Annotated in this window: 8 protein-coding genes and 2 pseudogenes; 6 read left to right on the top strand and 4 right to left on the bottom strand. The window is 72.5% G+C overall.

Annotated features, from left to right (window positions below):
- Positions 1–672: 672 nt before the first annotated feature.
- Both OG700_RS31095 and OG700_RS31090 read right to left on the bottom strand, forming a co-directional pair.
- Positions 673–2,691: a GTP-binding protein gene (locus tag OG700_RS31095; RefSeq protein ID WP_405619361.1), complete on the bottom strand. Its 2,019-nt coding sequence runs from the start codon at positions 2,689–2,691 to the stop codon at positions 673–675.
- A gap of 227 nt (positions 2,692–2,918) precedes the next feature.
- Complete coding sequence (locus OG700_RS31090; RefSeq protein ID WP_405619359.1) at positions 2,919–4,478, bottom strand: aldehyde dehydrogenase (NADP(+)); 1,560 nt, start codon at positions 4,476–4,478, stop codon at positions 2,919–2,921.
- Positions 4,479–4,628: 150 nt separating this feature from the next.
- Between OG700_RS31090 and OG700_RS31085 the strand changes: the two genes are divergently transcribed.
- The 6 genes from OG700_RS31085 (at position 4,629) to OG700_RS31060 (ending at position 11,485) form a co-directional block, all read left to right on the top strand.
- Positions 4,629–5,399 (top strand): IclR family transcriptional regulator, encoded by a 771-nt coding sequence (locus OG700_RS31085; RefSeq protein WP_405619357.1) that lies wholly within the window; start codon positions 4,629–4,631, stop codon positions 5,397–5,399.
- 123 nt (positions 5,400–5,522) lie between these two features.
- The gene (locus tag OG700_RS31080) at positions 5,523–6,635 is read left to right on the top strand and encodes a hypothetical protein (protein WP_405619355.1); all 1,113 of its coding nucleotides are present in this window, start codon (positions 5,523–5,525) and stop codon (positions 6,633–6,635) included.
- Positions 6,632–7,957, top strand: coding sequence for a sensor histidine kinase (locus tag OG700_RS31075; protein WP_405619353.1), 1,326 nt, complete (start codon positions 6,632–6,634; stop codon positions 7,955–7,957). Before OG700_RS31080 ends, OG700_RS31075 begins: the two co-directional genes overlap by 4 nt.
- Before the next feature lie 35 nt (positions 7,958–7,992).
- Entirely contained in the window at positions 7,993–8,607 is a 615-nt protein-coding gene (locus tag OG700_RS31070) for a response regulator (RefSeq protein WP_405622107.1), read from the top strand.
- 97 nt (positions 8,608–8,704) lie between these two features.
- Positions 8,705–10,156: a peptidoglycan D,D-transpeptidase FtsI family protein gene (locus OG700_RS31065; RefSeq protein ID WP_405619351.1), complete on the top strand. Its 1,452-nt coding sequence runs from the start codon at positions 8,705–8,707 to the stop codon at positions 10,154–10,156.
- A gap of 105 nt (positions 10,157–10,261) precedes the next feature.
- Positions 10,262–11,485, top strand: a complete 1,224-nt coding sequence (locus tag OG700_RS31060; RefSeq protein WP_405622105.1) for an MFS transporter — start codon at positions 10,262–10,264, stop codon at positions 11,483–11,485.
- Here the strand turns inward: OG700_RS31060 and OG700_RS31055 are convergent.
- Together OG700_RS31055 and OG700_RS31050 are read right to left on the bottom strand one after the other, a co-directional pair.
- Positions 11,471–12,692 (bottom strand): annotated as a pseudogene (locus OG700_RS31055) (hypothetical protein). The gene OG700_RS31060 and the pseudogene OG700_RS31055 overlap by 15 nt on opposite strands.
- Positions 12,689–13,662 (bottom strand): annotated as a pseudogene (locus OG700_RS31050) (5-dehydro-4-deoxyglucarate dehydratase). The pseudogenes OG700_RS31055 and OG700_RS31050 overlap by 4 nt, the downstream one beginning before the upstream one ends.
- Positions 13,663–13,892: the final 230 nt, after the last annotated feature.

The following is a 13,892-nucleotide window of genomic DNA, read 5'->3' as shown; positions in this document are numbered from 1 at the left end:
GGACGACTTCGGGCCGTGGGGTTGGGAGCACACCAGCAGCGCCGTCCAGCGGACCGAAGATGAATGGGCCTCGATTGCTCGCTACGTCCGGCATGCCGCGAACAAGCTCGGTCCAGGACTTCCGCTGTGCCTTCCCGGTGAACCGCGGGAATGCGGGCGCAGCGCTCAGCAACACGTGATTGCCTGGTCTGCTCATCTCAAGGCCGTAGCTCATCACCTGATCGAACAGTCCACCCCGAGTGAGGCAAGGGGAGCGCACGCTATCGGTCCCCTGTATCAGCGGCGGCTGTCTGAGCTGAGGGAACAGAGCGCCCCTGTGCACGTCCCACACTGAGCATCAGGCCCCTGGCTGCCCCGTCCGTGCGTGCGTCCCCCGTGGCGCATGGTCGGGGCTTCGTGCTGCCTGGCCATAGCCCCTGGTCAGGGCTTCGCGGTAACCTATGGTTCCCGTGGTTCAAGGGCAGGCGATGTCGCTCCAGATCTCCACGCGCATGTGTCTGCTTCTCTCCAGGGCAGGTAGGTGCGGAGCCTGCCTCCGCCGCAACGCACGGGCGGAGCCTGTCATTCGCCCTGCCCCCTTGGTCTGCCGGCCGGCAGACAGGTACGGGGACAACGCCGGAGCCGCCGTGGAGCGGGGCGAGGCCGTGTCCGGCGAACCGTGGCCGGCCCGCGTCACCGCGCTCCCGCCGAGACCCGCCGCACCGCGCCGAGCAGGTACTCCTTGCGGTTGAGCGGGTCGTGGTCGGTGCGGGAGCGGGTGGGGGGCGGGCCGCCCTGGACCGGGCGGTGGTGGGCGAACGCGGTCTCCAGGACGCCCTCGCCGCTGGTGAGTGTCGGCAGGAGCTGTTCGAGGGCGTGCACCTCCGCCGCCGGGATCTCGCCCTCCACCACGTACGACGCCCCGTGCGCCGACGGCGTGCGCGGCACCGCGCGCAGCCGGGCCAGGGCGGGCAGGACGGCTCCGAAGGTGTCGGACGGTACGTCGAGCCGGAAGTGGTTCATCGGCTCGCACACGATCGTGCCCGCGCGCTTCAGCGCGTCCATCAGCACCAGCGGGGTCAGCAGGCGGAAGTCGGCGCCCGTGCTCGACATGCTCTTGTCGAACGTGGCGTGGGCATGGCTCTGCCGGGGCGCGTATCCGCTGTGTGTCAGGACGACGACGCAGTCGGGGATCGCCCATCCGTACAGCCCTTCCCGCAGGGTGGCGCGCACGGTGTCCTCGATGGCCTTCATGAACGCGTAGGGCATGGAGCCCAGTTCGACCTCCAGCCGGAATTCCACGCCGCCGCCGGGCGGGGCCGGTTCGACCCGTAGTCCGACCGTCGCGAGGAACGGATTCGGCTCCTTCCCCATGATCTCGGCGGCGCCGCCCATACCGGCGAGCCGTTCGACGCAGATCGTCGTGGTCTCGCGGAAGGTGACGTCGACGCCGTACTCGTCGGCGAGTGTCGCCTGGATGACCTCCTTCTGCACCTCTCCGTAGAGCGACACGGAGATCTCCCGCCGGATCTCGTCCTGCCGCAGATTGATCAGCGGGTCCTGCTCCGCGAGTTGGCTGAGCGCGGCGTGCAGCGCGCCCTTGTCGGCCGCGTCGCGGGGGACGACGACCGTGGCGAGTGTCGGTGGGGAGAAGTGGTGGCGGGCCGCGGCGCCGGCCGCGGCCGGGTCGCCGATCACGTCGCCGATCCGGATGTCACCGAGCCCCCAGAGCTTGCCGATCCGGCCCGCGCCGACGGACGCGCGGCGCACCGACGCGCCGTTGTCGAAGACGCTGATCGCGGTGACCTTGCCTTCGGCGTGGTCACCGATCGGCAGCCGGTCGCGCACCCGCAGCGCGCCGGAGAACATCCGGACGTACGCGATCTTCTCGCCGGCCGTGCCACGCTCGACCTTGAAGACGGTGCCCGCGACCGGGCCGCCCCGCTCGTCACCCGCCGTGGCGGGCAGCAACTCCCTGATGCCACCGATGAGTTCGGCGACGCCCGCGCCGGACACGGCCGAGCCGAAGAACACCGGGTGGGTGAGCGCGCGGCTGGTCTGCGCGGCCAGTTCCCGGCGGAGCCGGTCGTACGGGAGGTGGGCGGCGTCGTCGACGTACGCGGCCAGGAGGGCGTCGTCGTGTTCGGCCAGCCGCTCGGCCAGCGGGCCGGTCGCGGAGAAGGCCGGGTCGGTGGCGCCGTACGGGGTGAACTCGGCGCCGCGCGTGCCGATTCGGCGTACGGATCCCATCGGGACGGTCCCGGGGGTCAGCTTCTCGGCCAGGTCGCGCAGCAGATCACCGTGGCGGGCGCCGACCCGGTCGATCTTGTTGACGAAGACGAGCGTGGGGATGCGCAGCCGGCGCAGCGTCCGCATCAGGACGCGCGTCTGCGCCTGGACTCCCTCGACGGCGGAGACGACGAGTACGGCGCCGTCGAGGACGCTCAGCACTCGCTCCACCTCGGCGATGAAGTCCGGGTGTCCCGGGGTGTCGATGAGGTTGACGGTGACGTCGTCGATGGCGAACGACACGACCGCCGACTTGATGGTGATGCCGCGTTGGCGTTCGAGCGCCAGGGAGTCGGTCTGGGTGTTCCCGTCGTCGACGCGGCCGATCTCTTCGATGACTCCGGCCGCGTGCAGCAGCCGCTCGGTCAGGCTGGTCTTACCGGCGTCGACGTGGGCCAGGATGCCCAGGTTGAGCGTGGTCACTAAGCGTCAGGTCCCTTGAGTAGGAGGAGATTCCCTTCTTCTGGATGGACTCTGACGCTCGGCGCATGACGGCTCCTGGGGGTGTTCGGGGGGCCCGGGGGGGTCCTGGTGGCGGGAAGGGCCGGCCGGCGGATGGCCGGTCGACGTCGGGGAGTACAGCAAACCCCCGGCCCGCCCGGCAAGCGATTTATCCGGGCGGGGCGGGGGTCGCGTGGGTGCGGTGTGCGTTACGGGGCGGTCCCCGCCTCCGCGCGGCCGTCGACCCGGCGCGGCAGACCCGCCGGGTTGTCGTCGCGCAGCTCGGGCGGGAGCAGCGCGGGGGGCGTGGACTGGTAGGTGACGGGGCGCAGCCAGCGCTCGATAGCGGTGGCGCCGACCGACGTCGACGTGGAGGTGGACGCCGGGTACGGGCCGCCGTGCTGCTGTGCGGGGGCGACGGCGACGCCGGTGGGCCAGCCGTTGACGAGGACGCGGCCCGCGAGCGGCGTCAGTTCGGCGAGCAGCCGCGCGGCGCCGGAGTCGGCGTCCTCGGCCTCGCCTTCGGCGAGGTGCAGCGTGGCGGTGAGGTTGCCGGGGAGGCGGGCCAGGACGGCGCCGATCTCGGCGTCGGAGCCGTAGCGGGCGACGACCGTCACGGGGCCGAAGCACTCCTCCAGGAGCAGATCGTGCGGTCCTTCGGCGGCGAGCCGCCCTGCGGGGACGGTCAGATAGCCCGCGCTGACGGTGTGGTCACCGCCGGGGCCGGGGGTGATCGGGGCTGCCACGCCGGGCAGTTCGGCCCGTTCCCGTACGCCCGCCACGAAGGCGTCGCGCATCCGGTGGTCGAGCATCACGCCGGGCTCGGTCTCGCTGACGGCCGTCGTGAGCGCCGTGAGCAGGCTGTCACCCGCGTCGCCGTCCGGGACGAGGACGAAGCCGGGCTTCGTACAGAACTGGCCCTCGCCGAGGGTCATCGAGCCGGCCAGTCCGGCGCCGAGCCCCTCGGGGCGTTCCGCCGCCGCGGCCTCGGTGATCACGACGGGGTTGAGCGAGCCGAGTTCGCCGTGGAAGGGGATCGGCGTGGGACGCGCCGCCGCCGCGTCGAAGAGCGCGCGGCCGCCCCGTACGGAACCGGTGAACCCGGCCCCGGCGACGAGCGGGTGCTTCACCAGCTCCACCCCGGCCTCGAAGCCGTGCACCAGGACCACCACGTCCTCGGGCAGCCCGACCCGCTCCGCCGCCCTGCGCAGCGTGGCGGCGCAGATCTCGGAGGTGGCGGGGTGGTCGGGGTGCGCCTTGACGACCACGGGGCAGCCCGCGGCGAGCGCGCTCGCCGTGTCACCGCCGGGGACCGAGAAGGCGAAGGGGAAGTTGCTCGCCGAGTAGACGGCGACGACGCCGAGCGGCACCTTCCAGCGCCGCAGGTCGGGCCAGGGCGGCGTACGGTCGCCGTCGGCGTGGTCGATGCGTACGTCCAGGAACGCGCCCTCGTCCACGACGTCGGCGAAGGCCCTCAACTGGGCGGTCGTACGCGCGAGTTCGCCGGTGAGCCGGACCGGTCCCAGCGCGGTCTCGGCGTCCGCCGCCTCGATGACGTAGGCGCCGGACTCATCGAGGAGGTCCGCCGCCGTACGCAGAAGCGCCGCACGCGCGGTACGGTCGGCGAGCGCGGGCCGGGTGGCGTACGCGCGACGTACTTCGCGGTCGACCTCCTCGGCCGTGGCCTCGACCGCGACCTGTTCACGCGGCTTCCCGGTTCGGGGGTCGACACTCCAGACTGGTGCTGCTGAGACTGGTGCTGCTGCCACCGCTGCTTCCTTCCGATTCCTGTGCCGTCCGCTGTCATCACCGAGACGCTGTTCGGTATTCTGAACAAAGTTCCTGATGATGAATCCAAGGGGACTCTATTTCCGTGCGTTCTGTGTGGTCAAGAGTGGTCAAGATAGGGGCGAGGGACGATGTCTGCTGCGGAAACGGGTGGGGCACAGGTCAAGTCCGCTGTGCGGACGGTGGAACTGCTGGAGTACTTCGCCGGACGCCCGGGCATGCACTCGCTCGCCGCGGTGCAGGAGGCGGTGGGCTACCCCAAGTCCAGCCTCTACATGCTGCTGCGGACGCTGGTCGAGCTGGGCTGGGTGGAGACCGACGCGACAGGCACGCGGTACGGCATCGGAGTACGGGCACTGCTGGTCGGCACGTCGTACATCGACGGTGACGAGGTGGTGGCCGCCGCCCGCCCCACGCTGGACCGGCTCTCCGACGACACGACGGAGACCATCCACCTGGCGCGGCTGGACGGTACGAACGTCGTGTATCTCGCCACCCGCCAGTCGCAGCACTATCTGCGCCCCTTCACGCGCGTCGGCCGCCGGCTGCCCGCGCACTCCACCTCGCTCGGCAAGGCGCTGCTCGCGACGCACAGCGACGAGCAGGTGCGCAAGATGCTGCCGGAGACGATGGCGTCGCTGACCGAGCACACCATCACCGACCGTGAGCGGCTCATCGAGGAACTGAACGCGATCCGCGAGCAGGGGTACGCGGTGGACCGCGAGGAGAACACCCTCGGGCTGCGTTGCTTCGGCATCGCGATCCCGTACCGGACCCCGGCGCGCGACGCGATCAGCTGCTCGGTGCCGGTCGCGCGGCTCACGCCCGCGCACGAACAGATGATCAAGGACGCGCTGTTCGACGCACGTGACCGCCTGACGCTGGCCACGCGCAGGCTCTGACCCTTCACCCCTTCACCCCTTCACCCCTTCGACCCCGCGTCGGGCGCGTCTCCCCCGCGCGGCGGAGGGGGATCGTCACGGCGCACGAGGCGCGGCGGGCCGGGAGCCGGGAGCGTGGGTGGCATGACGCAGACACCCACCACTTCCGCTCCTCCCTCCGCGCCGCGACCCGCGCCACCCGCCGCGCCACGACCCACGCTGCCCGCCGCGCCACCTGGCGCGCCGTCACCCGGCCGTGGTGTACGGGCGCTGCGCGCCGTCGCGATCGTCTCGTGCCTCCCCTACATCACTCTCAAGCTCCTCTGGATCGCCGGCAGCCGGGTCGGCATCCCGGACGGCAGCGCCCTGCTGGACAACCGGATCGCGACGGCCGTCGGCAACGGCCTGTCCGTCGCCCTCGACGCCGCCGTGGTGGTCCTCGCGCTGCTGCTCACCCAGCCGTGGGGGCGACGGGTCCCCGCCTGGCTGCTCGTCCTGCCGATGTGGGTCGCCACGGGGCTGCTCGCGCCGATCATGACCGGCTACCCGCTCCAACTGGCGGTCACCGCCCTCACCGGCTCCGGCGCCCCACCGCCGGCGGCCGACGAACCGTTCCTCCACGAGTGGGTCTTCGGCGTCGTCTACGGCGGGTTCATTGTGCAGGGCCTCGCCCTGGGCACGCTCTTCGTGCGGTACGCGCACCGGCGGTGGGGACATCTGTGGCAAGGCCCGATCAGTGGGGAGGCCGGGACCGCCGGGACCGCCGGGACCGCCAGGACCGCCAGGACCGCCAGGACCGCCGGTTCGAGGCCCGTGTCCACCGGCCGCGTGGGGTCGGCTCGGGCGACGGCCGTGGCCGGTTCGTTGCTCGCCGTCCTCCCCGGTGCGACGCATCTTCTGTGGGCCTGCGGATCGACCGCCGGCCTCAGCGCGGACCGGCTCGCCGACCGCACGAGGTCGTTCCACGTCCTTGAGGGCGTGAGCACCGGTTTCGCGGTCCTCGCCGTGACGGCCACGCTGATGCTCGCGTTCCGCCGGGGCGGCCGTCTGCCCGTGAAGGCCGTCATGGCCGGTGCCTGGGTCGGGTCGGGTGCGCTCGGCTGCTGGGGCGGCTGGCTGCTGCTGGCGTCGCTCATGCCGGCCGACGGACCGGAGCCACACTCGTCCGCGATGGTGCTGACCTACGCTGTGTCGATGACCGCCGGGTTCCTGCTGTTCAGCAGCGTCGTCTGCGTCCTGCGGCGCCGCGCCGCATGAAAGCCGCGCCCCGGCGATCGGCCACCGCCGCTCCGCGCCCCGTCCCGCGCCCACTCGTCGGTGGACGGGCGTGGCTGCGCTGGACGCATCTGATCCTCGGCGGCGCGCTGTTGATGCCCTACTGGCTGCTCGGCACCGTGCTCGTGGGTCCGCTCGTCGGCAGCGCGAACATGTTCTCCGGCTCCCTCGTGCTCCAGTTCGGCGCGTACGCGGTCGCCCTGCCGATCGCCGCCGCGAGCGCGCTGTTCCCGCTCGTACGGCCGCTCTCGGTGGCCGTGGCACGGGCGCTGTGCGGGATTGCGGAGGGCTCGCTGGCCGACGGTCCCGCCCGCTCGCGTGCGGCCAGGGTGCGGACGGCCGCCTGGTTCACCCTGCATGTGGGCGTCGGGGGGCTGGTCAGCGGCATGTCGCTGGCGCTGCCGCCCTTCGCGGTGGTGCTGATGTTGCTGCCGTTCTGGTCGGCGCTGCGGGACTCCCGGCTCGATGTGCCGGAGCTCTCCGAGCACGGCTGGGCAGTGGCTCTCGCGCCGCTCGCCGGGATCCTTCTCCTCGTGGCGCTGGCCGCGTGCGCGGCGGCGGCGGGCGCGCTGCTGGCCCGTCTGGCGCCCGTCCTGCTCGGTCCCACGCCGTCGGACCGGCTGGTCGCCGCCGAACGCCGAGCGGCGGATCTCGCCGTACGCAACAGGCTCGCCCGCGAGCTGCACGACTCGGTCGGCCACGCGCTGAGCGCGGTGACCCTCCAGGCGGGCGCGGCGCGCCGGGTCCTGGACAGCGACGCGCCCGGGGACCGGGAGTTCGTACGGGAGGCGCTGGCCGCGATCGAGGAGACCACCCGGCGCACGGTGGGCGAACTGGACTCCGTGCTGGGCCTGTTGCGCCGGGACGACGAGCCGGACGCGGGGCGGGACGACCCTTCGGGGCCGACGCTCGACGCGCTGGACGGGCTGCTGGCCCACTGCGGCGTACACGTCGCGCTGACCGTCGAGGGGGACGTCGCGACCGTGCCGGAGCCGGTGTCGCGCGAGGCGTACCGCATCACCCAGGAGGGGCTGAGCAACGCGCTGCGGCACGGCACGGCGGCGCCCGTCACACTCCATGTCGCCCTGAGTACCGAGAAGTTGGAGATCACGATGGAGAATCCCCTGCCGGCTGCCGAGCCGGTCGTACGGCCCGGGGGCGGGCGCGGTCTGCGCGGTGTCGCCGAGCGGGCCACGCTGCTCGGCGGGCACGCCCACGCCGGACCGGACGGGCCGCTGTGGCGGCTGTCCGTCGCCCTCCCGCTGCCCTCCCAAGAAGGAGACGTCCGGTGGACCCGGCGGTGACCGGCATCTCGGTGGTGCTCGCCGACGACGAGCGGATGGTCCGTACGGCGCTGCGCGTCATCCTGGAGGCCGAGCCGGACATGACGGTCGTCGGCGAGGCGGCGACCGGCGCGGAAGCGGTGTCCGTGGTGCGCGAGCGACGCCCCGACGTCGTGCTGATGGACGTCCGGATGCCGGAGATCGACGGCATCCGCGCGACCGAGCGGATCCTCGGCTCCCCCGGTCCGGTGCCGCGCGTCATCGTGGTGACGACCTTCGAGAACGACAGCTACGTGTACGAGGCGCTGCGCGTCGGCGCCTCGGGGTTCCTGCTGAAGCGGGCGGCGTCGGAGGAACTGGTGGGGGCGGTGCGGCTGGTGGCGCGGAGCGATTCGCTGCTCTTCCCTGCCGCGCTGCGGGGCCTCGCGGCCGAGTACGCCCGAAACCGGCCCGCGCCGCCGCGCTGGGCGGGCCGGCTCACCGAGCGCGAGGCGGACGTACTGCGGCTGATGGCGACCGGTATGACGAACGCGGAGATCGCGGGACGGCTCGGCGTCGGTCCCGCGACGGTGAAGTCGCACGTGGCGGCGGTGCTCGCGAAGACCGGTGCCGGGAACCGTACGCGGGCGGTGATCGCGGCGTACGAATCGGGCTTCATCAGCACGAGGTGACGCCGTCTCCTCAGGAGGCGTGTCCCGGTATGAGGAGTTTCTGAGAAGTGGCGCGCGGCGGAACACACCCTCCGGTCCCGTTCGTCCCCTGTGTGGGATGAACAAGACAATCAGGCGCACCGCCGTCGTCTGTCTGCTCATGGTGCTCGCCCTGCTGGTGCGGGCCACCTGGGTGCAGGCGTACCAGGGCAAGGCCCTCGCGGACAACGAACGCAACCGACGCACGCTCATCGACCAGTACGCCAACCCGCTGGGCGACATCATCGTGGCCGGTTCCCCCGTCACGGGCTCCGCCGGTACCCCGGCCGGTGACGACCTGAAGTACAAGCGGACCTACACGGACGGTGAGCTGTACGCGGCCGTCACCGGCTACAGCTCGCAGGCCTACCGCTCCACGCAGCTCGAAGGGATCTACGCGCGGGTGCTCGACGGCACCGACCCCCGGCTGAAGAATCCGCTGGACGCGCTGACCGGCGAGCACGCCGCGCCGGGCAGTGTCCTGACGACGATCGACCCGGCGGTGCAGAAGGCCGGTTTCGAGGCGCTGGGCGACAAGAAGGGCGCGGCCGTCGCCATCGACCCGAAGACCGGCGGGATCCTCGGGATGGTCAGCACCCCGTCGTACGACCCGTCCACGATCAGCGGGACGACGGACGGCGACGCCTGGAACCGGCTGAACGCCGACGCGGACAAGCCGATGGTCAACCGGGCGCTGCGGCAGCCGCTGCCGCCCGGGTCGACGTTCAAGCTGGTGGTGGCCGCGGCGGCGCTGGAGGACGGGCTGTACGGATCGGTGGACACCCGCACCCGGAGCCCGGACCCGTACACACTGCCCGGCACGAGCACCGTCCTGAAGAACGAGAACCCGTCGGCGCCGTGCGAGAACGCGACGATCCGCACGGCGCTCCAGTACTCGTGCAACAACGTCTTCGCCAAGATCGCCGCCGACCTCGGCGAGGACAAGGTGAGCGCGATGGCCTCGAAGCTCGGCTTCAACGACACCGAGCAGGACGTGCCGGTGCGGGCGGCCGAGAGCGTCTATCCCTCCGGGATGGACGACGCGCAGACGGCGCTGACGGGCATCGGCCAGTTCGAGGTCACCGCCACCCCGCTCCAGATGGCCATGGTCTCGTCGGCGCTCGCCAACGACGGGATCCTCGCGTCGCCGCACATGGTGTCCGAGGTCGTGGACGCGGGCGGCGACACGCTCACCTCTTACGAGGACGCGTCCTCGCGCCGGATCGTCTCGTCGTCGACGGCCGAGCAGTTGCGCGGCGCGATGGTGACGGTGGTCGAGGAGGGCACGGGCTCGAACGCCCGTATCGACGGCGCCGAGGTCGGCGGCAAGACGGGCACGGCCCAGCACGGCGTGGACAACAGCCAGACGCCGTACGCCTGGTTCACCTCGTACGCGAAGGACTCGTCCACCGGCGCGGAGGTGGCGGTGGCCGTGCTGGTCGAGGACTCGGGCGCGGCACGCTCGGAGGTGAGCGGCAACGGCCTGGCGGCTCCGATCGCCAAGCGGATGATGGAGGCGGCGCTGCGCTGACCGCGTACGGCGGAGGAGGAACCCACCCGCCGGACGAGCCCGTCCCGCGACTGAGGAAGAGCCCTGTGGCGCCCGGGACACCCGTGCCAGGATGTGCCGATGGGGATGGGGACAGGAAGGAACTGGGCGATAGCCACGGTCCTCCGGGACCGTAACGCCGGGCTGTATCTGTCCGGCGTGGTGGTGTCCGGCTTCGGCACATCGGCGATGTGGCTGGCCGGCGGTATCTGGGTCAAGTCGCTCACCGGGTCGGACAGTCTGGCGGCCCTGACGGTATTCGCGATGTGGGCGCCGACGCTGGTGGGGCCGCTGCTGGGGGCGGTGGCCGACCGGTGGCGGCGCAGGCCGCTGCTGGTGTTCTGCAATCTCGCCATGGCCGCGCTGCTGCCCCTGCTGCTCGTGGTCGACTCGGCGGACCGGATCTGGATCCTGTTCGCCGTGCTGTTCGTGTACGGCGTCAGCGGTGTCGTGCAGGACGCCGCCGAGGCGGCCCTGGTCGCCACCGCGATCGACAAGCGGCTGCTGGGTGACTTCAACGGGCTGCGGATGACGGCCAACGAGGGCATGAAGCTCCTCGCGCCGCTCGCGGGCGCCGGGCTGTACGCGGCGTACGGCGGCGGGACGGTCGCCCTGCTGGACACCGCGACGTTCGCGCTGGCGGCCGGCCTGTTCGCGCTGATGCGGGTCCGGGAGGACAGGCCGGTGCCGGACCGCACCGGCGGTTGGCTGTCGCGTACGGCGCGGGGTGTCAGGGTGCTGTGGGACTCGCCGGTCCTGCGCCCGCTCGTCCTGGCGGGGTCGGTGACGATGCTGCTCGCGGGGCTCAACGGCGCCGCCGTCTACGCGGTGGTCGACAAGGGCCTGGGGCACGCGCCTACGTACGTAGGTCTGCTCTACGCGCTCCAGGGTGTCGGTTCGGTCGCCGTCGGGCTGCTGGCGGGCCCGTTGATGCGCGCGATGCCGGAGCGGGTGTTCGCCGCCGGTGGCATCGCGCTGTTCGCCGCCGCCGTGGGGCTGCGGGCGCTGCCGTACGACGCGGTGGTGCTGGCGAGTTCGGTGGCGGTCGGGATCGGGCTGCCGTGCGTGCTGATCGTCGCGCTGACGGCGGTGCAGCGGGAGACGCCGGACGCCGTGCTGGGGCGGACCGCGGCCACCGCCAACACCCTGATCTACGTGCCGAACGCGGTGTCGCTCGCGCTGGGCGCGGGGCTGATCGCGTTCGTCGACATCACGGTGCTGCTGCCGGTCACCGGGGTGCTCGGGCTGCTGACGGCGGGCGGTCTCGCCTTCTACGGAGGGCCGCCGCGACGGGCCTCAGCCGCGGCGTGAGAGCCCGGCGGCGACGGCGGCCAGGTCCGCGTCGGACGCCAGGCCCGCGTGGTACAGCCGCAGTTCGGTCGCGCCGAGCGAGCGCGCGTGCGCCGCGTCGTCGGCGAGGGTGTCCGGGCTGCCGCCCATGCCCGCGACGACGGTGAAGTTCGCGGCCAGCACGGTGGATTCAGGGCGGTGCGCGGCGAACGGTGTCAGCATCGCCTCCGCCGCGCCGCCGCCGCACGGCAGCACGACCCCGTCGGCGGCGTCCAGGACGTGCTCGGGGTCGACCCCGGCGTTGGCCCCGGTGCGGTGGAGGTGCGGGTCGGCGTGGAGCAGCACCTGGAAGCCGGGTCCGGCCTGTGCGCGTACGGCGGCGACGGCGGCCTCCTGGAGCGTACGGGCCGTCCCCAGGCGCCAGTCGAGGGTGGCGGCGGCGAGATCCGCGCCGAGCAGCTTCTCGACGGCCGGCCATCCCGTGGGACCGCCGGGGCTGTCGGGGGCGCGGGCGCCGCTCCAGACGGGCTCCAGGGCGCGCCTGACGGCCGCGGTCAGCTCGTCGGCGTCCAGGCCCAGCGACCGGTAGCCGGCGCGGCAGACGGAGCAGAAGCAGAGCGACATCAGGTACCGCGCGGCCTCACCGAGAGGGACGCCGCCGATCTTGTCGTGGGCGTGCGGGTGCGCGAGCCCGTACCAGCCGAGGGATTCCAGTTCGGTGCCGCCCGCACCGGGCCGTACGGCGCGGTGCCGCCCGCACCGGGCCGTACGGCGGCTTCCGCGGCGAGCGACACCACATACGTACGGACGGCGGGGCGGGCGACGCACGGGGCCCAGGGGGAGCGGTCGCCGTAGGCGTTCACCACGGAGGTGTCGGGATGCTCAGCGCCCAGGCGGGAGTTGTGCGCGAGGACGACCCAGGTGTGCACGTCGAGTCCGGCGTCGGCGAGCGCGGCGGCGGCCTCGCCGTAGGCGTCGCCGGGGCCCAGTCGCCGGCGGCGTACGGGCGCAGCTCGGCGTCCGCCCAGCGGTCGTCGTCCGCCGGGTAGAGCACGGCGGCGTGTTCGGCGGTGACGACGCGGTGGCGCGGGTGGCGGGGGGTGAGGGCGCGGGTGGAGTGGTAGGCGGCGGCGAGGGTCACCTGCCGGACGCCGAGGTCCACGACGCGGGCGGGCGCGTCGGGGTCGCCGACGACGTCCCAGGGGTAGAGGAAGGCGGCGGCCCTCACGCGTGCTCCCCCTGCTCGGCGTCGCCCGGGGTCTGTTGTTCGAGCAGGGCGTAGCCGCGTTCGATGATCTCGGTGAGTTCCTTGATGTGCGCGGGCCGCGGTTCGCTCAGGGGTGTGCGTACCTCGCCGACGTCGTAACCGCGCAGTCTGACGCCCGCCTTGACGAGCGAGACGGCGTATCCGCGTCCCTGGGAGCGCGGTTCGACCAGCGGCCGGTAGAAGCCGTCGATGAGCCTGTTCACGGTTGTGTCGTCGCCGGAGGTGAGGGCGCGGTGGAAGGCGAGGGCGATCTCGGGCGCGAAGGCGAAGGCGGCGGAGGAGTAGAGGGTGATGCCGATGCCGCGGTAGGCGAGGCCGGTGAGTTCGGCGGTGGGCAGGCCGTTGAAGTAGAGGAAGTCGCGGCCGGGCTCGTCGGTGCGTACGGCGCTGAGGACGCGCTGCATCAGGTCGAGGTCGCCGTGACCGTCCTTGAGGCCGATGACGCCGTCGGCCTTGGCGAGTTCGACGACGGTCCCGGGGGTGAAGAGGGCGTTGTCGCGCTGGTAGACGATGGCCGGAAGGCCGGTCGCGGCGGCCAGCGCCGTGTAGTGGCGCAGCAGGCCCTCCTGGTCGGCGACGACCAGGAGGGCGGCATCGCGAGCAGTCCGTCGACGTCGGCGGCCTCGGCGATCTCCGCGTACCGGACGGCGATCGCCGTACTGTAACCGGCGGCGGCCACGACGGGGACCGCTCCCGCGGTCTCCTCGACGGCGGCCCGCACGCAGTCCCCGAACTCCTCCGGAGTCAGGGCGTGGAACTCGCCCGTGCCGCAGCAGGCGAAGACCGCGGCGGCTCCCGCGTCGACGCCGCTTCTGATGTGCGCGCGGAACACGTCGAGATCGAGGGCGCCGTCCGGGCCGTACGCGGTGACGGGGAAGAACAACGGTCCGGTGGCCCGGTCGAGGCGGGCGGCGAGCGGGGCTGAGGTCACTGGCGCTCCCTGGGCCGTGCGGCGAGCACACACACTCGTGCACGATTCTGATCGGCGTCCATATTTCTGAACAACGCCACGCTAGGGCAGCCGTACGGCGCCGGTCAAGACGGAAAACCGCAACCCAGGGGCGGATCGACCGCCTCCGCGCGACACTTGACGGTGACCGCGACGCTTCTTAGCGTGTCCATGTATATGAATCCCATCCATGGATCTAAGGCTGTTTCAGC

It is taken from the genome of Streptomyces sp. NBC_01508 (assembly GCF_045040315.1).
Classification (GTDB): Bacteria; Actinomycetota; Actinomycetes; order Streptomycetales; family Streptomycetaceae; genus Streptomyces.
This window is presented reverse-complemented; position numbering and strand designations above follow the sequence as displayed.

Bases quoted from the DNA above. Each gene is read 5' to 3' on its own strand.
- OG700_RS31085 (WP_405619357.1), top strand. From the start codon at position 4,629: ATGTCTGCTGCGGAAACGGGTGGGGCACAGGTCAAGTCCGCTGTGCGG.
- OG700_RS31080 (WP_405619355.1), top strand. From the start codon at position 5,523: ATGACGCAGACACCCACCACTTCCGCTCCTCCCTCCGCGCCGCGACCC.
- OG700_RS31075 (WP_405619353.1), top strand. From the start codon at position 6,632: ATGAAAGCCGCGCCCCGGCGATCGGCCACCGCCGCTCCGCGCCCCGTC.
- OG700_RS31070 (WP_405622107.1), top strand. From the start codon at position 7,993: ATGGTCCGTACGGCGCTGCGCGTCATCCTGGAGGCCGAGCCGGACATG.
- OG700_RS31065 (WP_405619351.1), top strand. From the start codon at position 8,705: ATGAACAAGACAATCAGGCGCACCGCCGTCGTCTGTCTGCTCATGGTG.
- OG700_RS31060 (WP_405622105.1), top strand. From the start codon at position 10,262: ATGGGGACAGGAAGGAACTGGGCGATAGCCACGGTCCTCCGGGACCGT.